The sequence below is a fragment of the Pedobacter endophyticus genome (assembly GCF_015679185.1).
GTDB classification, from domain to species: Bacteria; Bacteroidota; Bacteroidia; order Sphingobacteriales; family Sphingobacteriaceae; genus Pedobacter; species Pedobacter endophyticus.
This window is the reverse complement of sequence record NZ_CP064939.1, coordinates 1,724,704-1,750,940: the sequence shown is the minus strand read 5'-3', so window position 1 is coordinate 1,750,940 and position 26,237 is coordinate 1,724,704. Positions and strand designations below refer to the sequence as shown.

21 protein-coding genes and 1 tRNA gene are annotated in these 26,237 nt (G+C 41.3%); 10 read left to right on the top strand and 12 right to left on the bottom strand.

The features are described 5' to 3' along the window. Nucleotides 1-9: 9 nt before the first annotated feature. Nucleotides 10-372, bottom strand: coding sequence for a hypothetical protein (locus IZT61_RS06940; protein ID WP_196100440.1), 363 nt, complete (start codon nt 370-372; stop codon nt 10-12). Between the two features lie 133 nt (nt 373-505). On the opposite strand from IZT61_RS06940, the gene IZT61_RS06935 reads away from it, so the two are divergent. Beyond that, the gene (locus tag IZT61_RS06935; RefSeq protein WP_196100439.1) at nt 506-943 is read left to right on the top strand and encodes a DUF4395 domain-containing protein; all 438 of its coding nucleotides are present in this window, start codon (nt 506-508) and stop codon (nt 941-943) included. Between the two features lie 200 nt (nt 944-1,143). Here the strand turns inward: IZT61_RS06935 and IZT61_RS06930 are convergent, their stop codons facing one another. The 6 genes from IZT61_RS06930 to IZT61_RS06905 all read right to left on the bottom strand — a co-directional run bounded on the left by IZT61_RS06930 (nt 1,144) and on the right by IZT61_RS06905 (nt 6,299). Further along, entirely contained in the window at nt 1,144-2,175 is a 1,032-nt protein-coding gene (locus IZT61_RS06930; RefSeq protein WP_196100438.1) for an Atu2307/SP_0267 family LLM class monooxygenase, read from the bottom strand. Nucleotides 2,176-2,280: 105 nt separating this feature from the next. Further along, the gene (locus tag IZT61_RS06925; protein WP_196100437.1) at nt 2,281-2,676 is read right to left on the bottom strand and encodes a hypothetical protein; all 396 of its coding nucleotides are present in this window, start codon (nt 2,674-2,676) and stop codon (nt 2,281-2,283) included. Nucleotides 2,677-3,045: 369 nt separating this feature from the next. Further along, the gene (gene hscA, locus IZT61_RS06920) at nt 3,046-4,902 is read right to left on the bottom strand and encodes a Fe-S protein assembly chaperone HscA (RefSeq protein ID WP_196100436.1); all 1,857 of its coding nucleotides are present in this window, start codon (nt 4,900-4,902) and stop codon (nt 3,046-3,048) included. A 302-nt stretch (nt 4,903-5,204) separates the two neighbouring features. Further along, a complete protein-coding gene (locus IZT61_RS06915; protein WP_196100435.1) occupies nt 5,205-5,375 on the bottom strand; it encodes a spore protein in 171 nt (56 codons plus the stop codon). A gap of 34 nt (nt 5,376-5,409) precedes the next feature. After that, nucleotides 5,410-5,483: transfer RNA gene (locus IZT61_RS06910), tRNA-Cys, on the bottom strand. A 69-nt stretch (nt 5,484-5,552) separates the two neighbouring features. Further along, a complete protein-coding gene (locus IZT61_RS06905; RefSeq protein ID WP_196100434.1) occupies nt 5,553-6,299 on the bottom strand; it encodes a TrmH family RNA methyltransferase in 747 nt (248 codons plus the stop codon). Here IZT61_RS06905 and tamL point away from each other — a divergent pair. Continuing rightward, nucleotides 6,290-8,710: a translocation and assembly module lipoprotein TamL gene (gene tamL, locus IZT61_RS06900; protein WP_230383889.1), complete on the top strand. Its 2,421-nt coding sequence runs from the start codon at nt 6,290-6,292 to the stop codon at nt 8,708-8,710. The genes IZT61_RS06905 and tamL overlap by 10 nt on opposite strands. A 443-nt stretch (nt 8,711-9,153) precedes the next feature. Here tamL and IZT61_RS06895 read toward each other — a convergent pair whose 3' ends face one another. The 5 genes from IZT61_RS06895 to IZT61_RS06875 form a co-directional block, all read right to left on the bottom strand. After that, complete coding sequence (locus tag IZT61_RS06895; protein WP_196100433.1) at nt 9,154-9,684, bottom strand: hypothetical protein; 531 nt, start codon at nt 9,682-9,684, stop codon at nt 9,154-9,156. Continuing rightward, nucleotides 9,681-11,999, bottom strand: a complete 2,319-nt coding sequence (locus tag IZT61_RS06890; RefSeq protein WP_230383888.1) for a patatin-like phospholipase family protein — start codon at nt 11,997-11,999, stop codon at nt 9,681-9,683. Before IZT61_RS06890 ends, IZT61_RS06895 begins: the two co-directional genes overlap by 4 nt. Nucleotides 12,000-12,028: 29 nt before the next feature. Then, nucleotides 12,029-12,502 carry a TspO/MBR family protein gene (locus IZT61_RS06885; RefSeq protein WP_196100432.1) on the bottom strand — a complete coding sequence of 158 codons (474 nt, stop codon included), beginning with the start codon at nt 12,500-12,502 and terminating at the stop codon, nt 12,029-12,031. A gap of 492 nt (nt 12,503-12,994) precedes the next feature. Beyond that, nucleotides 12,995-14,344: a M28 family metallopeptidase gene (locus tag IZT61_RS06880; protein WP_196100431.1), complete on the bottom strand. Its 1,350-nt coding sequence runs from the start codon at nt 14,342-14,344 to the stop codon at nt 12,995-12,997. A gap of 230 nt (nt 14,345-14,574) precedes the next feature. After that, nucleotides 14,575-15,177, bottom strand: a complete 603-nt coding sequence (locus IZT61_RS06875) for an insulinase family protein (protein ID WP_196100430.1) — start codon at nt 15,175-15,177, stop codon at nt 14,575-14,577. Between the two features lie 251 nt (nt 15,178-15,428). On the opposite strand from IZT61_RS06875, the gene IZT61_RS06870 reads away from it, so the two are divergent. From IZT61_RS06870 to IZT61_RS06840, 8 genes are all read left to right on the top strand, one after another. Continuing rightward, nucleotides 15,429-16,124 (top strand): LytR/AlgR family response regulator transcription factor, encoded by a 696-nt coding sequence (locus IZT61_RS06870; protein ID WP_196100429.1) that lies wholly within the window; start codon nt 15,429-15,431, stop codon nt 16,122-16,124. 9 nt (nt 16,125-16,133) lie between these two features. Next, nucleotides 16,134-16,517: a hypothetical protein gene (locus tag IZT61_RS06865; RefSeq protein WP_196100428.1), complete on the top strand. Its 384-nt coding sequence runs from the start codon at nt 16,134-16,136 to the stop codon at nt 16,515-16,517. A 58-nt stretch (nt 16,518-16,575) separates the two neighbouring features. After that, nucleotides 16,576-16,911 carry a DUF6660 family protein gene (locus IZT61_RS22575; RefSeq protein WP_394370737.1) on the top strand — a complete coding sequence of 112 codons (336 nt, stop codon included), beginning with the start codon at nt 16,576-16,578 and terminating at the stop codon, nt 16,909-16,911. A gap of 144 nt (nt 16,912-17,055) precedes the next feature. Next, a complete protein-coding gene (locus IZT61_RS06860) occupies nt 17,056-20,175 on the top strand; it encodes an efflux RND transporter permease subunit (RefSeq protein WP_394370736.1) in 3,120 nt (1,039 codons plus the stop codon). Between the two features lie 87 nt (nt 20,176-20,262). Further along, nucleotides 20,263-20,628 (top strand): four helix bundle protein, encoded by a 366-nt coding sequence (locus tag IZT61_RS06855; RefSeq protein WP_196100427.1) that lies wholly within the window; start codon nt 20,263-20,265, stop codon nt 20,626-20,628. Between the two features lie 6 nt (nt 20,629-20,634). Further along, nucleotides 20,635-22,053, top strand: a complete 1,419-nt coding sequence (locus IZT61_RS06850; protein WP_196100426.1) for a TolC family protein — start codon at nt 20,635-20,637, stop codon at nt 22,051-22,053. Between the two features lie 2 nt (nt 22,054-22,055). After that, nucleotides 22,056-23,327: an efflux RND transporter periplasmic adaptor subunit gene (locus IZT61_RS06845; protein WP_196100425.1), complete on the top strand. Its 1,272-nt coding sequence runs from the start codon at nt 22,056-22,058 to the stop codon at nt 23,325-23,327. Nucleotides 23,328-23,804: 477 nt separating this feature from the next. Further along, nucleotides 23,805-25,883 carry a CehA/McbA family metallohydrolase domain-containing protein gene (locus IZT61_RS06840; protein ID WP_196100424.1) on the top strand — a complete coding sequence of 693 codons (2,079 nt, stop codon included), beginning with the start codon at nt 23,805-23,807 and terminating at the stop codon, nt 25,881-25,883. The last annotated feature ends 354 nt before the right edge of the window (nt 25,884-26,237 follow it).

Below are 26,237 nucleotides of genomic sequence, written 5' to 3'. Positions count from 1 at the left end.
GAATTTTTGCTATTTATGAAGAGGCATTTTACTTTTGCCTAACATTCCGCCAACAATAGAAATTGGTGCAAAAATTACAATAGCGAGAATTTGTGTCCAATGCCTTCCATCAGAGCCGACAAGCGAGAACAAAGCAAAGCCGGCAATAATTACGGCAAGTATGTAATTGATGTTCAGGGTTTCGGATTTTGCTATTAATCGGGTAATATAGCCCGCAACAATAGAGAAAAAAGCACCATATATCGCGGCGAAGATAATAAAAAGGTTAATCGCGTCTTCATGTGGCTTCTGCCCCGATAATTCGAAAAGTAGCAGTGACGAGATGACGAAAACCGAATACCCGGCGATTATTGATAAAATTTTTCTAATCATATCTTAAAAATAAAATTTGAGAGCAGTTTCAGCGTCGTAGCAATTACTTTTGAACTTTTACCATTGGTTTAAGTTCCTCGAAAGTACTAACCTCAATCCAGAATTACTATTTTTGCCATAAAAAACACGTATAATGGAATTATCTTGCCCAGTTTCAGCTGAAAGGATTAATGAAAACGCCGTGCGAATCATCGCCCTCATGGTTGCTTTGATAGCTATCGCTTGTATTTTATTCTCCAACTATTGGGCAATGTTATTTTTGATTTTCGATTTTGCTATGCGAGCATTCAACTCAGGAAAATATAGTTTCTTGAAGTTTATTGCACTTAAAGTTACAAAAGCCCTGAATTTGAAGCCGAAGATGACCGATATGGCGCCTAAAAAATTTGCTGCAATAATGGGATTTGCTTTTTGTATTCTAATTATCGCAACATCTACATTCAGCTTTTTCACTGCAGCATTTATCCTCACTTCAGTACTGATCGTTTTTGCACTACTCGAAAGCTTATTCGGGGTTTGTGTTGGTTGTTACGTTTACACGTTTATAAATCTTAGTAAGAGAAATCACTAACATTTAGTTTAACCTTTAATCAGCCTTCATATCAAACACATAGGCACATAGAACAAAACGCGTTGCAGTATGCAACAAAAGAAATTATGTGAACTATATACCTATATGGTCGGTTTTTAAGCTTTTGCTGCGTTTCATTATGGCGTTTTGCGAGACGACAAAAGCTATAGGATTTCTATATGGTCAACCCTTTAAGTATTTCATTTTTCCAGCGCTTTTCTAACCTTTGGTGCAATCTGCGTTCCGAAGATTTCTATCGTTTTCATCATGGCTGCGTGAGACGGTCCGCCAACATCCATGTGTGCCGAGAAACGCGTTAAACCGAAAGTTTCTTCCAATGCTAAAATCTTATTCACAGCTTCATTTGCGTCACCAATAATTAAAGCGCCGTTGCTACCTCTTCCGGCCTCAAATTGGTTCCGTTGGAATGGGGGCCAACCACGGGTTGCACCAATTCTATTCATTTGAGCGGAGTATAGCGGAAAATAATAGTCAGAAACCTCCTCACTGTTTTCGCCAAATAACGAATGCATGTGTACGCCAACCTCGAATTTATTCATGTCGTGGCCGTAAGCCTCGTAAACTTTTTTATAATAGTCGAACAGCGGCTTAAATTGAACTGGTTGACCGCCAATAATGGCAAACATCACCGGCAAACCTAATCTTCCGGCTCTTTCTACAGATTCTGGTGTACCGCCAACGGCCACCCAGATCTTTAGATTATTGTCGACCGCACGTGGCAAAATCTCCTGGTTAGCCAACTCCGGGCGGAATTTACCTTTCCATGTTATTTTAGGTTCCTTGTTGATTTTTAAAAGTAATTCTAATTTTTCTTCATAAAGCTCATCATAATCGCTGAGTTTGTAGCCAAATAGGGGGAACGATTCGATAAAGCTTCCTCTGCCCGCCATTAACTCGGCCCTTCCATTCGAGATTAAATCTATTGTTGCGAAGTTTTGATAAAGTTTTACAGGATCTGAAGAGCTTAATACAGAAACTGCACTGCTCAATTTAATGTTTTTGGTAACAGTTGCTGCGGCCGCTAAAATAATTTCGGGACTCGAAACGGCATAATCAGGACGGTGATGCTCGCCAATTCCGTAGAAATCTAAACCGACTTCATCCATCAATTTAATTTCTTCAATAATTTCTTGTAGCCTTTGCTTTGCGGGTTGAATTTCGCCTTTTGCATCAATCTGCAAATCGCCGAACATGCCGATACCTAATTCCATACTTGCTAAATTTATTTAACAAAGTTAACAGCTTAAGCTCAAAGCGTGTTTGATGTATGTTAAGAAAAAAGAAAACCGTTAATTTTTCAATCAACGGTTCGTGTTTTAAATTTTCGTTCTGGAAATTTCCCTTCCCTTTGGCGAGGCCAAATTACCCTGCTCTTCAACGGTGATAAAGATCTCGTCAAAATCGAATGGAGTTGTTGCCTCGAAGGAAGATTGCTCTGCATTGTCGACATTGAGTTGACCAACGTTTCTAACGCCGTTATCTTTGGTAACCACCCAAACACTGTAATTGTTACCCGCCGGGTTAAGTCGGTCGGCACTCGCTAGATTCCTGATTTTTAGCTCAAGAACGTGATTGTTGTTACTGTTAGTGGTTTTTTTAGCCTTAATTTCGGCCGCAGGCACAATACGCGAAATTGGGAATTGTGCTGTCGACGAACAAGATGTAATAAATAGAAATAAAACTAGTGTTGCTAAAATTTGTGCGCTCCTCATGATCGTTTGTTTTTTAAAGTGAATTTTTGATTTGATATTATCACGAGCACCCTGCACATTTAGGCGCTGCAACACGCTCGGGGCCAAAATTGTTTTCGCAGCAAGCAAGTATTCGCAACATTAAATGTCCATTCAAATCAGTAGAATCGCGACAGCATAAAGCCACCTAAAAAGCTATAAATTGAAATTTGTGGTACAATGTGATAATTGTAAACGATAGGAGTGTTTTCTAACAATAGGAGTTACAAATATACGAAATTCTACGCAAATATGCACGGAATAAAGCGATGTGTTTACTCTTAAAGGTTGTATATAAAATTTGCGCTGCCACGATTATTGTTGCGATTTCATCGCGAATAATCATTGCGGTTAATCTATTTTCTTGCCTTTCATTGCTGTAGAAATTGCCGCATCCATTACGCGTTCGGCAAAGGGGCGGGTAAATTCGTTCAATTCGTCTGCTTTCTTTAAAATGGTATCTTTTTCCTGCGATGTCAAAGCAGTTTTTAGCGCTTCGATGTGCGCTTTGGTTTCGGTAATTTCTTGTTCGGTAAGGTGTTGCGCATGCTTCTCAATAAAACGTTCTGCGGTGTAGCGCAATTGTTCGCCTTCACTGCGGGCCTCAATCAACATGCGTTGCTCCACATCGCTTTTTGCGTTGGTGATGCTATCAATCAGCATTTTTTCCACGGTATCATCACTCAGGCCGTAACTTGGCGTAATTTCTATCTCCTGTTTAACACCCGAGCGTAGTTCAATGGCCTGAACGGTCAAAATTCCATCGGCATTAAGTAGAAAATTAATATCAACCTTTGGCAAGCCCGCAGGCATTGCCGGAATTCCTTTTAAATCGAACTCGGCCAGTTTGCGATTCTCTTTTACCAGGTCACGCTCGCCCTGATAAACAGAAATCTTCATGTTCACCTGCCCATCTATCGAGGTGGTGTACTGACGGCCAGCTTTTGTAGGCACCTTGCTGTTGCGGGCAATAATTACATCCATTAAACCGCCCATGGTTTCAATACCCAAAGAGAGTGGGGTAACATCAAGCAGCAAAATATCTGAGCGGTTTCCGGCCAAAACATCAGCCTGAATGGCGGCACCAAGCGCCACAACTTCGTCGGGATTGATGTTATCCTGCGGCTTTTTGCCGAAGAAATTCTCTACGGATTGCTTTACAAAAGGCGTACGTGTAGAGCCGCCAACCAGTATCACTTCATCAATATCGGCAACCGTTAACTCGGCATCTTTCAACGCATTTTTGCAGGCAGTAATGGTTTCCTGAACTTTCTCGCTAATCAACTGCTCAAAAGTCTGTTTATCCAACGTACACCAGATTTCGCCAACCTGCTCGTTGTATAAATTTTGAGAAGATAAAGCTTTCTTTGCTGCTTCGGCCTGCAAACGTAATGTTTGCATCAACACCGTGTTTTGGGCAACCTCAGCCTTATCTAAATTGTTCTTCTCCATCCAATAGCTCAAAATGGCACGGTCGAAATCGTCGCCACCCAAATAAGTATTGCCGTTTGTTGCCAGCACTTCAAAAATTCCATTTTGGATTTGCAAGATGGAAACGTCGAAAGTACCGCCGCCCAAATCGTAAACCGCAATTGTTTTTTGCTGCGTGGGGTCGAGGCCGATTCCATAAGCCAGACTTGCTGCAGTCGGCTCGTTTACAATTCGCATTACATCTAAGCCTGCAAGTTTGCCCGCATCGCGTGTTGCCTGGCGCTGGCTATCGTTAAAATAAGCCGGAACAGTAATTACAGCCCTGTTTACCGGAGTTTTAAGCGCATGTTCGGCCCTTGCTTTCAACTCCTTTAATATTTCTGCCGATAACTCAATCGGCGTATAAAAGCGATTCCCTGCCTGAATTTTAACAAGGGCATCGGTATCATCATCAATAACTTTATAAGAAAAGATATCTTTATGTTCGGCAACATCCTTGTAAGAACGACCGAGCAATCGTTTCACCGAAAAGATGGTATTTGCCGGATCTGTGGTCAAAAATTCTTTCGCCTCGTTACCAATAATGGCTTCGCTTTGGCCGTTGAAATACACGATGGAAGGAACCAGCACACCTTTACCAGCGTCGTTAATCACCTGAGGGTTTTTATCAGGGTTAATAAACGCTACCAAACTATTGGTTGTGCCTAAGTCGATACCGACTATTATTTCTTCTTTTTGCAGTGAGCCCGTGGCCAGGTTGATGGATATTTTTGCCATGCCGCAAATTTACGCAATTGTTGTTTTAAAATTGTTTTAATGTTGTAAAGAAGTCGGTTTGAGTTGGGAGTTCGAAGTCGTGAGTCGTGAGTCTTAAGTCCGGAGTCGGTAGTCCAAAGTCCCAAGTGGCAAACTAAAAACCAGTTTTTTATTGATCTTAAATATCGTATCGCTTGTCACCCTGAGCGTAGTCGAAGGGCAATTCCAACAGTCCGGAGTTTCGAGCTAAAAAAACTATAAAACAAAAAAGCATCCTTTGATCAGAAGGATGCTTTAAATCTTAAAGAAGAACGAGCTAAAAACTATTTTGCTAAACTAGCTAAAACAGCGTTGTTTTTAGCTAATTGATCGTTTTTAGGTTGAGCAGAGCGGCTTCCTAACTCAATGTTAGTTGCTCTTTTTAAAAATGCCACCTCTTGGTGAGCTGTATTTTTATTTCTTCTGTCTTTTCTTTTTAATCTGGTAACTGCCATGGTAATAACCTTTTAATTATTTTATTTGTACAAATGGAGGTCGAGAGCGGATTCGAACCGCTGTAGAAGGTTTTGCAGACCTCTGCCTAGCCACTCGGCCACTCGACCCTTAAATTCAAGGCTGCAAAAATAACAATTATTAGTTAGTCCGCAAATATTATATTGATAATTCTGTTTTTAATTTTTAACTCTCACCAGTTCAGCACAAAAGATTGCGGCGCTTACAGCCACATTTAACGACTCGGCCTCACCAACCCGCGGTATGGTAACCGGCTTGTTCACTTTTTCGATAACCGCCGGGGTTATTCCTTTTCCCTCGTTACCCAAAATAACGAAGCCCTCGTTGCCCCAATCAACATTATAAATAGATTCGCCGTTTAACAGCGCCCCGAAAACGGGAATGTTGCTCTTACTTAAAATCGCAGCCAAATCGCCGGTATAAATTTCTACCCTTGCCAGCGAGCCCATCGTAGCCTGAACCGTTTTGGGGTTAAATACCTCAACACAATCGTCAGAGCAGATGATTTTTTTAAAGCCAAACCAGTCTGCCGTTCTTATAATGGTGCCCATATTGCCCGGATCTTGCACACCATCTAAAACCAGCGTAAATTGATTTCTTAATTCATTGTGCTCCAATTTTTTATTTTTCGGGATGTTAATCACCGCTAAAAAGCCTTGCGGCGTTTGTAAAGTACTAATCTTACCTAATTCAACGTTGTTTACTTCAAATAAGTTTATATTTGCGGACAATTCGGGTAACAAATGCGCTTGTTCGCTGTTGTAGAAAACGGAATGGATTTGGTAGCTTGACTTAATAAATTCGGTAATTGATTTTATGCCCTCAACCAAAAATAAACCATGTTCCTTGCGATATTTTTTTTGATGTAACGACTTAATAAAACTAATCTGAGACTTTGAAAGCATACCAATACTTGATAAATATTAAACTGAAAAGCACTGCAATATTACTATTAATTATTGTTTTAATGCAGGCTTGCTCATCAACTAAATATATTGCCGACTATCAATCGATCGTAAAAAAAGTTACTATAGACAGTATCGACGGCAAATTTGAGGAACAAGCCTATAATTATGTTCAGAAAGACATTCGTCCGGCCTCGAAACTAAGTATCAACGTACCTTTGTATAATTTCTTTAATACAAAGGATGGCCGATATAAAACGAGCGATATTAAGCCATTTGGTACGCCGCCTGCAATTTTAGATAGTACTTTGGTTGAGATTTCGAGAACGCAGATAGAAAAGTTCTTAAAGAGCAAGGGTTATTTTCAGGCCAAGGTAACATCAGATATTAAGGTTGAAGACAAGAAGGCAGAAATCAAGTTTAAGGCAAACCCCGGCCCGGCTTATTTCATCGACAAATTAAGTGATTCTATTCCCAACCAAAACATTAAAAAGCTTTATGAGCAAAATAAACCTGGCATAACGCATTTGCATAAAGGGATGCAGTACGATGAGGATTCGCTGACGTACGAGCGGGAACAGATTTATCGCGTAATGAAGGAGAACGGCTACTTCTATTTTTTAAGGCCGTATGTAAACTTTGATGTTTATGGCGCCGAGGCGAGTTCGAAAACCAACAAGATCGATTTGAACCTGAATGTTACCGATCCCGCGAATGGCCCACATAAGCAATTCTATATTGGCTATACCCATTTATTAATTGCGCCAAGTCCGGATGGTTTGCCAGATTCTGCACGGTACAAATTAAGCAAGGATACGCTTAACGGCATCATTTACACTGATTTTTCTAGGCGCTACAGGCGAAACCCAATCGTACGCTATGATTTTTTAAAGCAAGGTGAACTTTACGATATTAGAAAGGAAAACTTAACTTACGATAGGCTGTATGAGCTCAACATTTTTAAAAATGTAAAGATAGATTACTACCGGAGAGACAGTACATCAAATAAAATAAACACGATTATTTTGTTGACACCTCAAAAGGTGATGAGTAACCGTATTGAAGGCGAGGTGCCGTTTAATGGGGGTACGGTTGGGTTCGATTTAAGTAATACTTACACGAATAATAATTTATTTAGAGGTGCAGAACGGTTTGAGCTTCAGGTTAAGGGCGGACTGCGATCGAGAATAGGAAATGGGACGTCACCTTTCAAGGATATTTATCAACGCGATTTCTCGGTAAGTGCAAGCATTACGGTTCCTCGTTTATTGATTCCGTTTTACAACCCAACTTTGGGAAAGAACGGGATGCCACATACCACTTTTTCATCGAGTTACATCTACGCCCTGCAGAAAGATGTTACAGTGAGGCGAATTTTCATTAATTCGGTTACTTACGATTGGTCTGAAACCAAATCCAAGTTGCATTCATTTACGCCCTTAAACTTCGAATATCGGTTTGGTAATCTCGAAGAAGGCATCGATACCACTGTGCTGGCAAACAATTTGTATTATGCTGCCTTATTAGCCAGAAAGGATATTACGGTGGGCATGAAGTATTATTATACTTTAAATGCGAACAAACTAAACGATTTGAGAAGTTTTGTTTATTTAAGGGCGGGCACCGAAATAGCGGGTAACCTGCTACAAGGTGTATCTAAATTAACGGGCTCTAATAGTGATGCTGCAAACGGTAATCCTGCGAAAATTTTAGGATTGCCTTTCAATCAGTATATCAGACCAGAAGTAGATATCAGATGGTATAAGCACCTCGGCGGCGATAAACAGTTTATTGCCCGCTTAAATATGGGTCTGGCTTACGCCTATGGCAATTCTTTTTTATCTGGCATTCCGCTCGATAAATTGTTTTTCGCCGGCGGATCTAGTGGTGTAAGGGCATGGCAGGCACGTACACTTGGCCCCGGAAATTATAACCGGGAAGTACTGAATGAGAAGCAACGACAAAGCTTCTTCGGTTTAGATCAGCTTGGAGAGATGCGCATTGAGAGTAACCTTGAATATCGGTTTACGCTGACCAAGAAATTTTTTGGCGCAACGCTAAAAGGTGCTGCGTTTGTTGATGCCGGTAACGTTTGGAACGTAACTAAAATATCGGCAATGGATGGTGCAACACCCTTTGACAATGAAAAGATAGTTTTTAAGCTCAGCAAACTGGCGCAACAAGTGGCCATTGGTACAGGTTTAGGGCTCAGATATGATGTGCAGTATTTTGTTTTCAGGTTTGATGTGGGCTTAAAGCTTAAAGATCCGCAGTTTTCAGGTTCAGACCAATGGGTGATTAGTAAGTTTTTATCTGGTGGAAAGCAGTTTAGAAACGACTTTAACGCCACACATTCGCCCGATACTTACCGATTTATTCAGTATAACTTTGGTATCGGTATGCCTTTTTAATAACTGGTTACACGAGAAGGCGACCAGTAAATGGAAGAAGTCGTAGTTTCGGGCGCCCGCCTGACCGGACGGGCAGCTATGCTATTAAGTTAAGCCTGTCAGTTGTCAGTCTGAGCCTTTAGACTTCGCTCAAGATAAACTCAGTCGAAGACCTTTTCTATAGGATAAAACGAAAAATATCTGTCCTTCGACTCCGCTCAGGATGACAATATTTTTTCGCTTTATCCTTAATTTAATAGCATTGGGACGGGCAGGCAGCCGAGAACCACGAAGTGCTCAGCGCAGCTAAATCTCTATTTGGGGTTCAAAGATTTCTCCTCCACAGCAGCTCCATTGGAGCACTTAGGTCCAAATGATGATTTTTTTTACCCCTGTTTCTGCTAGTTGGTTACAGATATCTCAGCCGACGAAGGGTCGGTTATCGATATGACGACGTTAAAACTTTAAAACAGGTTTCGCAATGCGTCGAATATGCTTTCGAAAAATGTACTCAGGTTTAAGCCGGCGCTGTGGTTAAAATATACAAATAGCAGAAATGCAATCACCACAAAAATAATGAGCTTTCTGAAAGCAAAGGCGATAATTACAAACAACACCGGGATAATGAACAACCACAGGCTGTTGATGGTATAAGGGCTCAAATCGGATTCCTTTTTGTATACATACACGAGTTTGCTGTGGTTGCCCGAATCGTTTTTATGTTTGATGTAAACAAATGTTGATTTAGCAATAGGCAATGGCAGAACCGCAATACCGTCATTAAATTTTAGTTCCTGGGTAAATCCGCTTACGCTAAAGGTATAAATTCCGTTAATGTTTTCGTTGGGCACGTTTAGCGAATCGGCGGCGATAATTGCCAGTTTATTGTTCTTTAAGAGGTTTTCTTTAACAAGAAAATTGTTTATTGCTGCATTTTGCGCCGAACTGCAAAAGCCGATTAAACAAAGCGATAGCAAAAAGAGGATTCGTTTCATTCTAGTGAACGTTTGTTGTAAATTAAATAACCGATATGCAATAATACGCCATTTCTTTTAACTGCATCATTATATAAATTATAACTTAAGCTAACAGGCCCGAGCGGACTATGATAAACCATGCCGGCTGTAGCCGCATAGCGGAGTTTTGAAATCGGTCTCGCATAGTTAACATCTTGAAAGTTGCTGCGCTCAAACTCTTTGTGTGGCAAAAATAAAAAGCCTTCTAACCTCAAATCGAGGTTCTTTTTAACGCTGTAAATATTTTTTATTCCGCCTGCCGCGTAGGTTGTTGCCCTAAATTTATCTAAAAAAAGCGAGCGGCTATCTTGCATTGGATAAAATGTAGGTGCAGTTAGCAATGTTGCATAATAGGTGCCAAACAGCGGTTGGTTAGAAATTACGCCTTCGATCAAATAGCCCAAAGTGTATTTTTTGTAATGGAAGAAATAGTTTTCTTGCGTCAGCTTAATCGTTCCCCAATGGTGTAACTTGCTGTATTCGGGGCTGTTTGCGAAACCAGGAGCGTTGCGAAAGATATTTCCCTGGGTGTACTTTTCTCGCCCGTTAGTGAAGTTAAGGCTGAGTAAAAAGCTTTGCCCCTTAGTGGCATATTGTTTTCGGTTTAAGGCATTCTTTTCAAAATTAATTGAGCTTTTAAAGCCGTTAAAAACCGTTCTATCCAGCAAATCGCCAACATTAAAGGTGTTATTTGGACTATATCTATCTGTGTTGTTTATCAAAGCCGAATGCAGCACAATCTTGGTATTGTAATTTAGCGGAAAACCAGCCATTAAATCTATTTTCCGGTCTGATTGTTCGATGTAAACAGGGTGGGGGTTTTCGATGAAGATTTGGCTGGTGTTGTAGAAATTCCAGTGATTATAAGTAAGCTCGGCACCTAAAAAAATCGGCAATTTGGTTGGGTAATCAACGCGACCGTTTACCTGTACCGACTCATAAAAACGGCCTGAATAAAAGCTCGTTCCGAAGGTGTAGGCCTTTCTGTTGAGGTAATTGTATTCTGCACCCAAAAAAACATTGCTAATTGGCCGCGTAGAGATGTTTCCGCCCAAATCGAGTTTGAAGCTTTTCTTCGGCTGGGCCACCACCTCGAAAGTATAACTATCTGTTGCGGCCTGATAAGAGATTTTTGGGTAAACGGTTTCGAAGGTTTGATCGGCAACGAGCTTGTAGTAGCCCCGCTTAATATCCTGAAGATCGAAATTTGCCTTATTGCTTTTAAAAAGCCTTTCTACATATCTTTTCTGCTGATTATTAACGCCCGATACCATAACATTACTGAACTTAAGATCGGGTTTCCGCTTATTAAACGCTGCCCTTCGTCTTTCCAGCTCACCCGAATCAACCCTTTTGGCAATCAACTGTTTTATCCGTGGCATGTCGGCCATGGTGGCATCATACCCCTTTTTGATCAATTCTTCGACGGGTGCAAAATTGGTGACGCTATAATCTGCTAAATCGGGCTGAATATAAATCCCGTTTTTTCCAATCATTGTCGAATCAGACTTGGACAGGAACATGTATACTAAAAACCGATTCATTAACCGCTCGTCGATATTTTTTGGGTATTCGTTGTAAATTTTCGAAGATACATTGGCGCCAATAATGTAATCGGGTTTAAAATCCCGCTCCATCACATCGGCAGGGAAGTTATTGTATAAACCACCATCGAACACATATTTTCCTTCGAGTTTTATGGGGCGGTAAATAATCGGAACCGTCATAGTAGCCCGCACTGCTTCGGCCAAACTGCCCTTGCTTACGGTAATGCTTTTTTGCGAAAGTACATCGGCAACCATACACCGAAAGGGCACAAAAAGATTATCGAAGTTATCTTTCGAAACCGCTGAGGCCTGGGCAAACAGCTCGAGGAACGCAAAATTTAAGGGAATATCATTGATCAGGTTCGATCGGAAATTTAAATGGAAGCCGGTATCAATTGCAACCTTTGCCGTAATCATCGATGCATTCGGTGCATTTTTTTGAAAGTAAAAAGTATAATCGCTGGTGTAGCGGCCATTTACCCAGTTTTGGAAGTCTTTGCTTACGGCAATTTCTTCGATCTCGGCAGGAGAGTAGCCCGCTGCATACATGGCGCCTACAATGCCACCCATCGATGTACCGGTAATGTAATCGATAGGAATGTGATTTTGCTCAAGCGCTTTTAACGTGCCAATATGTGCCAGGCCCTTTGCGCCGCCACCACTGAAAACAAGCCCAACTTTTTGCGCATGTAACTGCGCAACACATAAAACAAAAAGAGCAAGCAGAAATCCTTTAAAAGTTACCACCCCTAAAAATAGGAGTTTTTATTTTAAAATTAGTTCAATATAAAGATGTTGTAATTTAAAACCGAAGCAAAACTTACCCATAAGATGTAAGGGATAAAAAGCAGACCCGCCCATTTATGGATTTTATAAAACATAAGCGCATTGATAACAATAATGATGAGCAAAAGAATAATCTCGGCCAGTGCAAACCCGATTTCGTGCAGGTAAAAGAAAATGAAAGACCAGGCCAGGTTCAAAATCAGCTGTATTAAATAAATGGCAACCGTGCGGGGAAAATGCGTTATTGTATCTCTTTTCGTCCACACCAAATAAGCCGCGATGCCGATTAATATATAAAGGCTCGTCCACACCGGGCCAAACAACCAGTCTGGCGGATTAAACGATGGTTTATTTATGGTTTTATACCAGGTTTCAACAGATGTTGCCGTAGCCCAGCCGCCCAGGGCGCCAATGCTTAAGGTAATGGCAATATTGATTATAAATGCGAGTGGTCGAAATTTCATGTTGTATTACTTAACTCTTTTATAGAATAATTGTTTGAAATGGTTCACTAGTCACTGGTTCATTAGTCATTGGTCGTGTAAGTCATCCGATGAATATAGAGCGGCATGCAAGTATTTATCGGATGACTTATGTGAATAATTGGTTCATTAGTCATTAGTTCATTGGTCGTGTTAGTCATCCGATGAATATAGAGCGGCATGCAAGTATTCATCGGATGACTTATGTGAATAATTGATTCATTAGTCATTAGTTCCTTGGTCGTGTAAGTCATCCGATGAATATAGAGCGGCATGCAAGTATTCATCGGATGACTTACATTGGTTCATTAGTCACTGGTCGTGTAAGTCATCCGATGAATATAGAGCGACATGCAAGTATTCATCGGATGACTTATGTGAATAATTGGTCATTAGTTCATTGGTCATTGAAAACTGCGAACTGAAAACTCCCAACTCAAAACTCCCAACTCAAAACTCCCAACTCCCAACTCATCACCGTCCAATCCCAGGCACCATAGGCAAACTTTCGTTATCGTCAATTCCTACGCTTTGCACAGCAAACAGGTAATTATCCTTACTATAAGGAATCCTTAGCTCCGTTGCAGTGGTATAAAATTTCTTTTCCCAGGTTGGACTACTGGTTTCACGCATCAACACATAATAGCCTTTTACCTTTCCTTTTTCGGGCGCTTTCCAGTATAAGAAAGATGAATTGCTCAGGTTTTTCACATCTATTTTTACATCAATTGGCGAGGTTGGGGCTTTGGCCAAATTGGCTAACACCGCAATGTTAACCGCCGTATTTTTCCGCAGGTATTCAAAGTCCATAAATTCTTGCAAATCTCCGTAGCGTACACCGTTTTCAGTTCTTAAGTCTTGATGTTGATGATCGAAGTTCTCGTTCATTTCCGTAATCCGCACTGCGGTAAAGCCGTTCTCTACAAATGGAGAGTGATCGCCGCCACGCAGAAACCTGTCGTTTCGGTAAATTAGTTTAACTTCCAGCTGGTCTACATAACGCTCGCCGATTTCCTTAACATACCGTGCCAGCTGACGGCTTTTTCCATCGTTCTCTAATCCGAACTGGCGAATGTATTTTGCATTTTTTTCTAACTCAAAACTGGGTAAGCCCTCGCTAAAAACCCGGAGTTTTGTATTATCAATAATTTGTGTTTCGCTGCTGTTGTTACTGCCAATCATGTCGTTATTAAGCATCGCGTCGATATTCCAGTTTTCTTTTTTTGCCTTTCTCGCCATAAAGCCCGAGCCTAAAAGCGATTGTTCTTCGCCGCTAACTGCAACAAATATAATCGTAGCCGGAAAGTTATATTTGCTCATAATCCTTGCCGCCTCAATAACACCAGCAACCCCGCTTCCATCGTCGTTTGCACCCGGTGCATTGCTTGTCCTGTTCATTACATCCGTTACCCGGCTATCTAAATGACCACTAACCACATACACCCGTTTATCGCTTACATCCGTTCCCTTTAAAATGGCAACTGCATTTCCCAACAGCGTAGGCTTGTCTACCCGTTTCGCGTCCGGCGCTATTGTTACCGTATCAAGGTAGGCCGTTAGTCGTCCGTTGCTTCCCGCCGCAAACTGGTTAAACTTGCCCACCACCCAATTTCTGGCTGCACCAATGCCCTTACTTTTGCTCGTAATATCGCTCAACGTGTTTCTCGTGCCGAACGAAACCATTTTAGTGATGTACGATTTTAGCGAATCTTGATTTACAGCCTTTACCATATTGTCGATGTCCGCATTGCGCTGAACAATGGTTTGCGCCTGAAGTGATAGATAAAAAGCTACTATAAAAAAGGATAGGAAAAGTTTTTTCATCGATGGAAGAATTTTGCTCACTAAGATATTGAATGATTCATTGTAAAACGAAACCACTACACAAAAGTCGATATTGATGTTACATCAAAATAAATCGATGATCCAGCGTGTACACAAAAAAAGGCCCCTTGAAAAATCAAGGAACCTTACGCTTGGTTTAGCAATACAATACAACTGCAAGTGTTTAACTGAATGTTATCGTGCACTTACCTATTTAACTAGGCTGGCTTTTAATCGATATTAACAGCGCCCCAGTTTTCGAAAGCTTTTTTGGCAGATGCCTTTGCCGATTTTAAATCAACATTTCCGGCGATGGTTAAAAAAGTTTTTTCGGGAGAAATTTGCGCATAAAATTCTTTTATATCGGCAAAAGTTAATTCGTTGATCGATTCTTCCGTAACTGTTTCGTCGTAATCATAATCCTGAGCCCTTAAGCTCAACAGCAATTTGGCTTTTGCTGCATTAAAGTTGGTTTGAGTTAACGCTGCATTTTGGATCAATGCCGCCATTTCAGTCAATTCCGCATCAAAGCTCGTGTTTGCAGTAGCCAATTTTCCACTGTTATCTTTAAAAGAAGTGTTTGCGTTTTTGGCAGCGCTTTCATTCAGTACTGCATTAAATAACTCCACAATACCGTTCTTTTTTCCTGCGAATTGTTCCGTATCTAACGTAAAGCTGGCATAGGCTTTTGGCGAAGCTGCATGTTCCGAAACGATGATGTTCATTTCGTTCTTTAATTTAAAGGCTACAGGTTCTTTAAAACTTTGGGCGCTTGCTGTAAATGATATAAGTAGAGTTGTAGAGGCTAATAAAATGTTTTTAATCGTGTTCATAGCTGTTTTTATTTTTTTTTGTTGGAATAATTATTTGTATTAATATGATACAAATGTGCTTGTTTTCGCCTGTTTGGCCCATATGTTCTCGTTAAAAAGGCAATAATGCGTGACGAATGGCTGTATATACGTGTTAAAAAATCACTTCGGTTTTTTGAAACGGAAATAAAGTGTTCATTTTATTCAATCGCTCGCCGATATAAAATTTCCTGATCCGAATGCTTAGATTTATTTTTCGTTAGCCTTACAAAATGAACTGCTTAATCGTTGATGACCACGAAATTGCCCGAAGCACACTTAAACAACTGATAAAATTTGAAGACTCGCTTAAGCTAATTTCGGAATGCGCAAATGCCGGAGATGCTTATAAGATAATTGCAGGTCAAAAAATCGATCTCATTTTCCTTGATATCGAAATGCCCGAAGTTTCGGGGATTGACCTGGTTAAAGGACTGGGCGATAAAAGACCGTTGATTATTTTTATCAGTGGAAACCGCGAATATGCGGCCGATGCCTACGATTTAAATGTTGTAGATTTTATAACCAAACCGGTAACGCTCGATCGGTTTTTGAAATCGATAATCAAGGCGAAAGAGATTTTCAAAAATCAGGATGTATTTGTGCCCTCAAAACAAGATGAGTTTATCTTTATCAGAGATTCGAGCATCATCAGACGAATAAAATTAACCGATATTGAATATTTTGAAGCGCAGGGCGATTATGTTAAAATAGGCACCGCAAGTAAAACCTATGCCATTTATTCGTCGTTAAAATCTGTGGAGGGCAAGGTTTCGGGCGATTTCTTTTTACGGGTTCACAGGTCGTTTATTGTTAATGTGGGAAAAATCGATACCGTTGAAGGCAGTACTCTGATTATAAATAAGAGCTTTATTCCTGTTTCCGACGCTTATAAAGCGGTGTTGAACAAGCGGATGCAAGTTCTGTAACCCAAATAAATGGAACCTAATAGCAATCAAAATCTGCCAAATGCCCGGCCGCCGTTATACCAGGTAATTAATTTAAGTTACCTGCACGAAATTAGTATGGGCGATGTCGAATTTGAGCGTGAAATAGCCGAAAGGTTCTTACACCTCATCGACGATGATTTATCTGCACTAGCAAAACACGCAGAACATAAAGATTTAGACGCTTTAAAAAAGCACGCCCACCATACCCTATCAACCGTTGCAGTAATGGGGCTGAACCCTTGGCTCGAGAAACATTTAAAGGCCATGGAGCACCAATCACTTAGCGCAACTGAAATTAACAGCTGTTTAAGGATTATATCCGACATCTGTGAAAAAGCGAAGGCAGATGCCAGGCTTTTTCTAGGTTCCTGAGTTTTCATTTTCAAATTATTTTATGGAATATCATTCCTATTTGCTATCTTAGGCAGAAATGAAGGCTCTTTTGATCATATTTGGCATTTACATGCTGGCGTTATCCGTAATGCCATGTAGCGATGCGGTTAACGAATGCCAGCGCACTACCAGCAATAGCTCCAGCTCGGAGCTTGTAGAATCTCACAATCACCAAAACGATTCAAACGATTTTTGCAGTCTTTTTTGCACCTGTAATTGTTGCAGCATTGCTGCCCATTCAAAAATTGCAGCTTCATATACCAAAAACGAACGACTTCCTTTATTCTCATTTATTAAATTTCCAATCAGAAGCTCTTTTCTCCTTTCCAATTACTACGGAAATATTTGGCAGCCGCCAAAGGTTAGTGCCTAATACAATTTCTTATTTGATGTACCATTTGTGATCATGTAATGCACTGGTGTGCTTTACATGTCGTAATCGCGTGCATATCGCTGTTTTTTGCTTTCTGCAAAAAGCACTCGAATTTCTTTGTATCAATCATTAATCATAATTATAGTGTTAGATCGTATTATAAAATTTAGTATTAATAACAAGCTTGTTATTGGCATAATGACCTTGTTGTTAATTATTTGGGGCGTGTGGAGCGCAACTAAGTTACCCATTGATGCTGTGCCGGATATTACCAATAATCAGGTGCAGATTATTACCGTTTGCCCTACGTTGGCAGGTCAGGAAGTAGAACAGTTGGTTACCTTTCCTATTGAACAAAGCATTGCCAATTTACCCGATTTAGAGGAAACCCGAAGTATTTCGAGGTTCGGCCTCTCGGTTATTACCGTTGTTTTTAACGATGATGTAGATATTTACTTTGCCCGCCAACTGGTGGGTGAAAAGTTAAAAGAAGCCGGCGAAAAAATCCCGAAAGGAATCGGCACGCCCGAAATGGCACCGGTAAGTACTGGCCTCGGCGAAGTGTACCAATACATTTTACACCCCAAAAAAGGCAGTGAAAGCAAGTATAGCAGCAGAGATTTGCGTACGATGCAAGATTGGATTGTGGCCCGCCAACTTAATGGAACCAAAGGCATAGCCGAAGTAAACAGTTTCGGTGGCGAACTAAAACAGTACGAGGTATCGGTTAACCCCAACCGCTTAAGGGCAATGAGCATAACCATTACCGATATTTTTAATGCGCTCGAAAATAATAACCAAAATACCGGAGGAGCCTATATCGATAAAAAGCCCAACGCTTATTTTATTCGTGGTATTGGGTTGGTTACCTCGTTAGAAGATGTAAAAAATATAAGCGTTAAGAATGAAACCGGAAATGTGCCCATTTTTATAAAAGATGTGGCAGATGTACGTTTCGGTAGTGCCGTTAGATATGGCGCAATGACTTTTAACGGAAAGGTAGATGCAGTTGGTGGCGTGGTAATGATGCTTAAAGGAGAAAACAGCAACGAAGTTGTAAAGCGCATAAAAGAAAAAGTTCCGGTTATCCAAAAATCGCTGCCCGATGATGTGATTATCGAACCCTATTTAGATCGTACCGAACTGGTTGGCCGGGCGATCAGTACCGTTGAAAAGAACCTGATTGAAGGTGCATTAATCGTGATTTTTGTACTTGTGCTGTTTCTCGGAAACTTTAGGGCTGGTTTAATTGTGGCATCTGCCATTCCGTTAGCATTGCTTTTTGCACTTGGGATGATGAACGTTTTCGGCGTTAGTGCCAACCTGATGAGCCTGGGCGCAATTGATTTCGGGTTAATTGTAGATGGCGCAGTAATTATTGTTGAAGCCACATTGCACCACTTGGGCCTGCGCAAATCGCTGAACAAACTGTCGCAACAGGAAATGGACGACGAGGTTTTCTTGTCTGCTTCTAAAATTCGTAACAGTGCCGCCTTCGGAGAGATCATCATCTTAATCGTTTACCTGCCCATACTTACGCTGGTTGGCGTAGAAGGGAAAATGTTTACCCCAATGGCTAAAACGGTTGGCTTTGCCATATTGGGTGCGCTAATTTTATCGCTTACCTATATTCCAATGATGTGTGCGCAGTTTCTATCGAAGAAGGTTAGCCATAAAAAAAATATTTCAGATAAAATGATGCATTATCTGCACGGTATTTATCAGCCGCTTTTACAGAAAGTGATTAAGGTAAAATACGCCGTTGTTGGCGCTACTGTTTTGCTTTTTGCAGGTACGCTATTTATTTTCAGTGGCTTAGGTGGAGAGTTTATTCCTCAGTTAAGAGAAGGCGATTTTGCGTTTCACTGCATATTGCCGCAAGGGAGCTCATTAAAACAAAGCATCGAAACCTCTATGCAGGCATCGAGAATTATTAAAGAGTTCGATGAGGTAAAAATGGTGGTGGGTAAAACCGGTGCCGCAGAAGTACCTACAGACCCAATGCCGCCCGAAGCTTCGGATGTGATGATTATACTGAAACCGCAAAAAGAATGGAAAACCGAAAAAACGTACGACCAGCTAGCGGATGAAATTTACGAGAAACTGGAGGTAATTCCGGGCGTGTTCTTCGAGAAAAATCAACCGATACAAATGCGCTTCAATGAGTTGATGACAGGGATTAGACAAGATGTAGCGGTAAAGATTTTTGGTGAGGATTTAGATAGCCTGGCCATTTATGCCGAAAAAGTGAGCAAGGTGATACAAACGGTAAGCGGAACCACCGGGCCGCAAGTTGAGCGTGTAGGCGGGTTGCCGCAAATAAACATCGAATACGATCGGACGCGGCTTGCCAATTACGGCCTTAACGTAGCCGATGTAAACGACGTGGTTAGCGCTGCCTTTGCAGGTAAAAGTGCCGGGCAGGTATTTGAAAACGAACGACGGTTTGATTTGGTAGTGAGGTTAGATAGTGCTTACCGAACCGATATAAACGATGTAAGTAATATGATGATTCCTACCAATACGGGAATCCAGATCCCGCTATCGCAAGTGGCTACCATTGGCTACAAATTAGGTCCTGCGCAAATTAGCCGCGAAGCCAGTAAACGTAGAATTGTTATCGGTTTTAATGTGTCGGGCAGAGATGTAGAAAGTGTGGTTAACGATATTCAACAAAAACTAGATAGCGAGATAAAGCTTCCACTGGGCTACTATTTTACCTACGGCGGGCAGTTTGAAAACCTGCAAAAAGCCAGCAAACGCTTAATGATTGCGGTGCCAATATCGTTGCTGCTCATCTTCTCACTGTTGTACTTTACTTTCGGATCGCTTAAACAGGCCACATTAATTTTTACGGCAATTCCGATGAGTGCCATAGGCGGCGTATTTGCATTGCTGATCCGCGGAATGCCTTTCAGTATCAGTGCAGGCATAGGTTTTATTGCTCTGTTCGGTGTGGCCGTACTTAATGGAATTGTATTGATAGGAACGTTTAACCAGCTGGAAAAGGAAGGCGTTACCGATATTTTAAAACGGGTAATGGAAGGAACTAAAGAGCGGTTGCGCCCGGTACTAATGACCGCGGCTGTGGCTAGTTTGGGCTTTTTGCCAATGGCAATAAGTACCAGTGCAGGTGCCGAGGTGCAAAAGCCTTTAGCCACCGTTGTAATTGGCGGTTTAATTACAGCAACTCTTTTAACACTTTTTGTTCTGCCCCTGCTGTACATCATTTTCAGTAAGAAGATTAAGGTTAAAACAAAATAAGCAATTAGCAGCCGGCAATTGGCAACATTCAGTAACAATTGCCTCGGCGGAGCGACCTGCCAATTATCAATTTAAATCAATTAGACTATGGGTGCAGTAAATTTTAAAGAAACCATTTTATATAAGAAAGCCTTTGAACAGGCTATGAGAATTTTTGAGATGAGTAAATCTTTTCCAAGGGAAGAAAAATATTCGTTAACTGACCAAATAAGAAGAAGTAGTAAAAGTGTCTGCGCAAATCTTGCAGCAGCATATAGAAAAAAGAAATATTCTGCACATTTCACCTCAAAACTGACGGATTGCGACGCGGAAAACTCCGAAACGAGCGTATGGGTGGGTTTTACTCTTGCTTGTGAGTATATCAAACAAACGCAATTTGACAAATTAAATGCTTTAAATAACAAAGTTGGCAGGTTAATGCATCACATCATTAATAACCCAGATAGATATTAAAAAAAAATGAAGAAATATATAAATGAGCGATTGGCAAAAGGCAATGGACAATGTGCAATGGGCGATGAACAATGGGCGACAGGCAAAGTGCAACATAGAAAGTTTACCCCATGCAGATTTTCGAGGCAGGCGATTTGCCAATTGCCAATTGCGAGGCGAAGCGATTTGCCCATTGCTAATTGCCGCCGCTGGCGACTTGCTTATTGCCTATTGTTGTTGTCAATAATAAGTTTCACTGCCAATTCGCAAACCAAGAAAATAATCGACGTAAACGAAGCCATAAACATCGCTTTGCAAAATAATGGCAACATTAAGGCGAAGGATTTTGAGGTAAAATCTGCCCAAAGCTTAACCAAGTCTGCAGGCGAACTACCAAAGTTCGATCTTAGCGCTCAGTTAGGGCAGTACAACAGTTCGGAATTTGATCAGTCGTATCAGGCGTCGCAAACGATTCCCTTCCCGACTTTGTTCGGTGCTAAAAAGCAGCTCCTGAATGCAACCGTAAAAAGCAAGCAATTGCAAGGCGAAATGTCGGCGCTCGACTTAAAAACCGAGGTGCGGACGCATTATTACCAAATACAGTATCTGCAAAACAATCAAAAGCAGCTCTTGAATCTCGATAGCCTTTATAACAGTTTCACCAAGGTGGCTGAGTTGAGATATCAGGTGGGCGACATTAAAAAGGTGGAGATTAGCACCGCTGAAGCGAAAAGAGGCGAGATTAATTTGTTGCTGAAACAAAATGAAGTTTACCTGCAAAACGCTTATCAGGATCTACAGGCATTAATGAATACAAAAGAACAGTTTGAAATCAGCAGCGAACCCGAATTTAAGCCCCTGCAAATTAGTGCTTTGCTCGATAGTGATGCCGTGGCAAACCATCCGGCTATACGAATGCTTTATCAAGATGTTTTAATTGCCGAACAAAACAAGAAGGTAGAGCGGGCACAAGCGTTGCCCGATTTTACTTTGGGTTATGTCAACCAATCTTTAATCGGTTTTCATACTATAAACGGGCAGGAACGATACCTCAATTCGGGCGATAGATTTAGTTCGGTAAATATCGGAATCTCCATTCCCCTGTTCAGTGCAACCAAATTCAAAACCCGGGCTTTCGATTACCAAAGGCAAGCCGCAGAAGCCCACGCGAAGCAGCAACAGCTATTATTGGAAAAACAGCTTCAAAATGCGCTGCAGCAATACCAGCAAAATTTGAAAGGGTTCAGTTACTATCAGCAACAAGCGCTTCCGAATGCAGAAAAAATAGTTTCTGCAGCGCAATTGGGCTATCGTACGGGCGATATCAGCTACGTAGAATATCTTTATGCCTTACAAACGGCTACCGATATAAAGCTAAACTACTTACAAAGTATTCAACAGGTAAACCAGTCGGTAATTAACATTTATTCATTAATCAATAAATAACAATGAAATTCTATATAAACAAGATCACAGCAACAGTAGCCCTAACTTTATTGCTTTTTACCGCTTGTAACAACGAAAAAGGAAGCAATAGCGAAAATAAAGACGCAAAAGAAGAGGCAAAAACTGAAGAGGCCGGGCACGAGGAAGAACCAACAACCATTGCAACACTTACCCAAGAGCAAATAAAGGCAGCCGGGATAAAATTTGGCAACCTCGAAAACAAGGAGCTCACCGCAACTATAAAAGCTAACGGTACACTTAGGGTTCCAAACAACAATAGGGGAAATACCACTTCGCTGTACGGTGGTGTGATTAAAACACTGAATGTACAGATTGGCGATTATGTTAAAAAAGGACAGGTAATAGCTACAATTTCCAATCCACAGTTTATCCAGTTACAAGAGGAATATCTGGCCGTAAGCAACAAGATAACCTTCGCCGACCAGGAAGTGCAGCGACAAAAAGAACTTAACGCGGGCAATGCGGGAGCTTTGAAGAATTTGCAAAATGCTACCGCCGAGTTAAATTCGCTGCTTACCCGAAAGGCATCATTGCAGCAACAGATCAGGTTGATGGGCATTAATCCAGCTTCGGTATCAAATAATAGTTTAAAAACCACACTGGTAATTAAAAGCTCGCTCAAGGGCGTAGTTAGCAATGTATTTGCCAAAATTGGCAGTTATGTTGATGTGTCTGCTCCCGTTTTAGAAATTGTAGATAACAGCTCGCTGCACCTGGATTTACAGGTGTTTGAAAAGGATTTACCCTTGTTAAAAGTTGGCCAGACCATACATTTTACCTTAACAAATAATCCTGTTGACGAGTACGACGCAAAAGTTTTTAGCATTGGCTCATCGTTCGAAAATGAGAGTAAAACCGTTTCGGTGCATTGCGATGTAACGGGAAACAAACGCGGTTTAATTGATGGAATGAATGTTACAGGGATTGTAAGCCTGAATAATGTAACCGCACCAGCCGTGCCTACCGAGGCCATCGCAAGCGATAATGCCAGAGATTATGTTTTTGTAGTCACCGATAAAAAGCCAGAAGAACACCACGAGGAAGAAGGAGGTGAAGAACATTCGCACGAAGATGAAAAGACTGCTGGCAATGGCATTAGTCTCGAAAAAATAGAAGTGGTAAGGGGTGTTTCAAATATGGGCTATACGGCGGTAACCTTTGTGCAAGATGTGGCAAAGAATGCTCAGGTTGTAACCAAAGGTGCATTTTTCGTCAACGCCAAATTATCTAATACGGGAGGTCATGAGCATTAGCAGCCCAATGTTCTAAACCAGAGCCGACCTGTATGGCATTACGAAAAACGGTCGTTGTCCTCGACGGTCAGTTTTTGAAAGAAACAAAGGAGTTGGGGTGACAGAGTTTTCCACGAACTGTCATTTAGACCGATTGCTCCGCAGGAGCTCCTGTGGAAGAGAAATCTTTGAACAAAGTCGGGTTCAAAGATTTCTCGACTGCGCTCGAAATGACGATTTATATTGTTTTTAAAAGCGTTGTCGAAGGGTGTATGTTCACGGCGTTGATCGTTTCCAGGCCACTATAAAGAATATTTTTTTGCGTTTTCACAGCAACTTAGATACGTTCTGTTCACAATATTGTTACAGCCTAAAGGCGCATTTTTTAGCGGCATAAATGGAAATGATAAACAGAAAAGCTACTTTAGGCAATGAAAGGTTTATCGTTTTACTGGCGGTAACAAAGCACTTTCTAACCAAATCACCCTACTCAAGCTGATGAAAAAAGCACTTTTAATTTTACTGATCCTCTGCGGCAAGCTGTCATTTGCCCAAAATTTAATTAATCTAAAAGCCGTTAAAAAAAATGGTGCAGTTGTACAGGCCAAACAAACGGAATTAATTGTAACGTGGCCCGCCGGAAACGGCAGTACAGGTAAAATGATTTTAAATTTAGCACAAGATAAACCCTTATTTACCAGCTTGCAGCTCGGCAACAAAGGGGCGTTTAAAGAAATTACGAGCAACCTCGATCCTGCTTTTGTGCTTCGGGTAGGCAGCCGAACATTAAGCCCATCGAGTGGCGGCTGGGACGTGTTTTTCGATCGGGTACCTACAAGGCCATACACTACAAATGCTGTAAAATTCAACAAGCGGAATGCCACAGTGCGTACTGAGGGAATACAAACGATTGTTTCTATTGCCGAGGTGGAATCGACGATTTTTAAGGGCACGCTCGAAATTACCACCTATAACGGAAGTCCGTTGTTTAATGTAGCTGCGGTAATGGCTACGGACAAAGATTCGACCGCTATTTTATATGATGCAGGCTTGGTTTGCAAGCAAAATGTTTGGGGAAATGTGGCCTGGAGCAACGTAAAAGATGAAATGCAAAGCGAAAAGCCAGTTAAAGGAGAAGCAAGCAAAAATCTCGAGGTTAAATACCGCACTGTAATTGGCGAGCAGGCCAACGGAAGCCTGGCCTTGTTCCCAGCGCCACACCAGTATTTTTATCCACTGGATGAAGCCTTCAATTTAAAATTCACATGGAAGGGAAGTAATTATTTAAACTTGATTCCTGATTATGGGATTGGTATTCGTCAAGATCCATTGGGCGATAAACGGTTTGTGCCCTGGTTTAATGCACCACCAAAAACAGCGCAGCGACTCAATTTTTTCTGCCTTTTATCGCTCGAAAATGCAAAAAGCACACTTAACGAAGTTAAAAAGTTTACCCATGGCGATACTTATATTCCTGTAAAGGGCTATAAAACGATGGCCACCCACTTTCACAATGAATTTATCTCTGATGTGGTTCTGAGCGGAAAGCCCGTTCCGGAAAAGCCTGAATTTGTTGATGTGTTGAAAAAAGCCGGGCTAAACATCGTTAAGCTTGCCGAATTTCACGGACCGGGGCATCCGAAAGGGCCAGATTCTACCAGATTAAACGAACTGGATGCACTTTTTAAGCAAACCAAACGGTTATCGGACCCGAACTTTTTATTGCTTCCGGGCGAGGAGGCAAATAATTTTTATGGTGGTCATTGGTTGGCATTTTTTCCCAAACCCATTTACTGGGTAATGTCTAAAAAAGATGAACAACCTTTCTCAATGACAGATCCTAAATACGGCACTGTTTATCATGTAGAGAACAAGGAAGAAATGTTGAAACTGCTGGAACAGGAAAAGGGCCTGGCATGGACTGCGCATGCCCGCACCAAAGCTTCGACCGGATATCCCGACAAATATAAGGACGAAAATTTCTTCAAATCGGAAACCTTTTTGGGCGCTGCCTGGAAAGCTATTCCCGGCGATTTGTCGTTGCCCACCTTAAGCAAGCGTGTACTAAACCTGATGGATGACATGGCCAACTGGGGATTGAAAAAACATGTAATTGCCGAGGCCGATATTTTTACCATTACCCACCAAAACGAAATGTACGCCCACTTAAATGCCAATTATCTGGAACTTGATAAAGTGCCCGATTACAAAGATGGCTGGCAACCAGTGTTAGATGCCATTAAAAATGGTAAGTTTTTTGTTTCAACAGGCGAAATTGTAATTCCATCATTCAGTATAAACGGAAAACGAGCTGGCGAAACGCTTAAAATAGGAGACGGCAAGGCAAATATCAAAATGGAATTAAACTGGACTTTCCCCTTGAGTTTTGTAGAAGTGATTTCGGGCGATGGTAATAAGGTTTATCGAACACGTATCAATTTAAATACTACCACCGCATTCGGAAACAAAGCCTTTAATTGGAATGTAGATCTGAAAGATAGGAAATGGGTTAGGGTAGAAGCCTGGGACATCGCAACCAATGGCGCCTTTACCCAAATGATTTGGTTGGAAAACTAGGCTTTCGAGAGCATATTCCTTAAAAACGATTCGTCATCTCGGCCAGCACCGTCCGCTAATCAGGATTTGCAATCCTGATTTAAATAGCCCTGGATTTAAAATCCAGTATTAGATAGGACGAGATTGGAAATCTCGACCAGCACCGTCCGCTAATCAGGATTTTCAATTCTGATTTAAATAGCCCTGGATTTTAAATCCAGTATTAGATAGGGTGAGATTGGAAATCTCGACCAGCACTGTCCGCCAATCAGGATTTGCAATCCTGATTTAAATAGCCCTGGATTTTAAATCCAGTATTAGATAGGACGAGATTGGAAATCTCGACCAGCATGGATCTCGACCAGCACTGTCCGC

What these genes read in the sequence shown, in the direction of transcription:
- IZT61_RS06940 (WP_196100440.1), bottom strand. Translation starts at nt 372, where the DNA reads ATGATTAGAAAAATTTTATCAATAATCGCCGGGTATTCGGTTTTCGTC.
- IZT61_RS06935 (WP_196100439.1), top strand. Translation starts at nt 506, where the DNA reads ATGGAATTATCTTGCCCAGTTTCAGCTGAAAGGATTAATGAAAACGCC.
- IZT61_RS06930 (WP_196100438.1), bottom strand. Translation starts at nt 2,175, where the DNA reads ATGGAATTAGGTATCGGCATGTTCGGCGATTTGCAGATTGATGCAAAA.
- IZT61_RS06925 (WP_196100437.1), bottom strand. Translation starts at nt 2,676, where the DNA reads ATGAGGAGCGCACAAATTTTAGCAACACTAGTTTTATTTCTATTTATT.
- hscA (WP_196100436.1), bottom strand. Translation starts at nt 4,902, where the DNA reads ATGGCAAAAATATCCATCAACCTGGCCACGGGCTCACTGCAAAAAGAA.
- IZT61_RS06915 (WP_196100435.1), bottom strand. Translation starts at nt 5,375, where the DNA reads ATGGCAGTTACCAGATTAAAAAGAAAAGACAGAAGAAATAAAAATACA.
- IZT61_RS06905 (WP_196100434.1), bottom strand. Translation starts at nt 6,299, where the DNA reads ATGCTTTCAAAGTCTCAGATTAGTTTTATTAAGTCGTTACATCAAAAA.
- IZT61_RS06895 (WP_196100433.1), bottom strand. Translation starts at nt 9,684, where the DNA reads ATGAAACGAATCCTCTTTTTGCTATCGCTTTGTTTAATCGGCTTTTGC.
- IZT61_RS06885 (WP_196100432.1), bottom strand. Translation starts at nt 12,502, where the DNA reads ATGAAATTTCGACCACTCGCATTTATAATCAATATTGCCATTACCTTA.
- IZT61_RS06880 (WP_196100431.1), bottom strand. Translation starts at nt 14,344, where the DNA reads ATGAAAAAACTTTTCCTATCCTTTTTTATAGTAGCTTTTTATCTATCA.
- IZT61_RS06875 (WP_196100430.1), bottom strand. Translation starts at nt 15,177, where the DNA reads ATGAACACGATTAAAAACATTTTATTAGCCTCTACAACTCTACTTATA.
- IZT61_RS06870 (WP_196100429.1), top strand. Translation starts at nt 15,429, where the DNA reads ATGAACTGCTTAATCGTTGATGACCACGAAATTGCCCGAAGCACACTT.
- IZT61_RS06865 (WP_196100428.1), top strand. Translation starts at nt 16,134, where the DNA reads ATGGAACCTAATAGCAATCAAAATCTGCCAAATGCCCGGCCGCCGTTA.
- IZT61_RS22575 (WP_394370737.1), top strand. Translation starts at nt 16,576, where the DNA reads ATGAAGGCTCTTTTGATCATATTTGGCATTTACATGCTGGCGTTATCC.
- IZT61_RS06855 (WP_196100427.1), top strand. Translation starts at nt 20,263, where the DNA reads ATGGGTGCAGTAAATTTTAAAGAAACCATTTTATATAAGAAAGCCTTT.
- IZT61_RS06850 (WP_196100426.1), top strand. Translation starts at nt 20,635, where the DNA reads ATGAAGAAATATATAAATGAGCGATTGGCAAAAGGCAATGGACAATGT.
- IZT61_RS06845 (WP_196100425.1), top strand. Translation starts at nt 22,056, where the DNA reads ATGAAATTCTATATAAACAAGATCACAGCAACAGTAGCCCTAACTTTA.
- IZT61_RS06840 (WP_196100424.1), top strand. Translation starts at nt 23,805, where the DNA reads ATGAAAAAAGCACTTTTAATTTTACTGATCCTCTGCGGCAAGCTGTCA.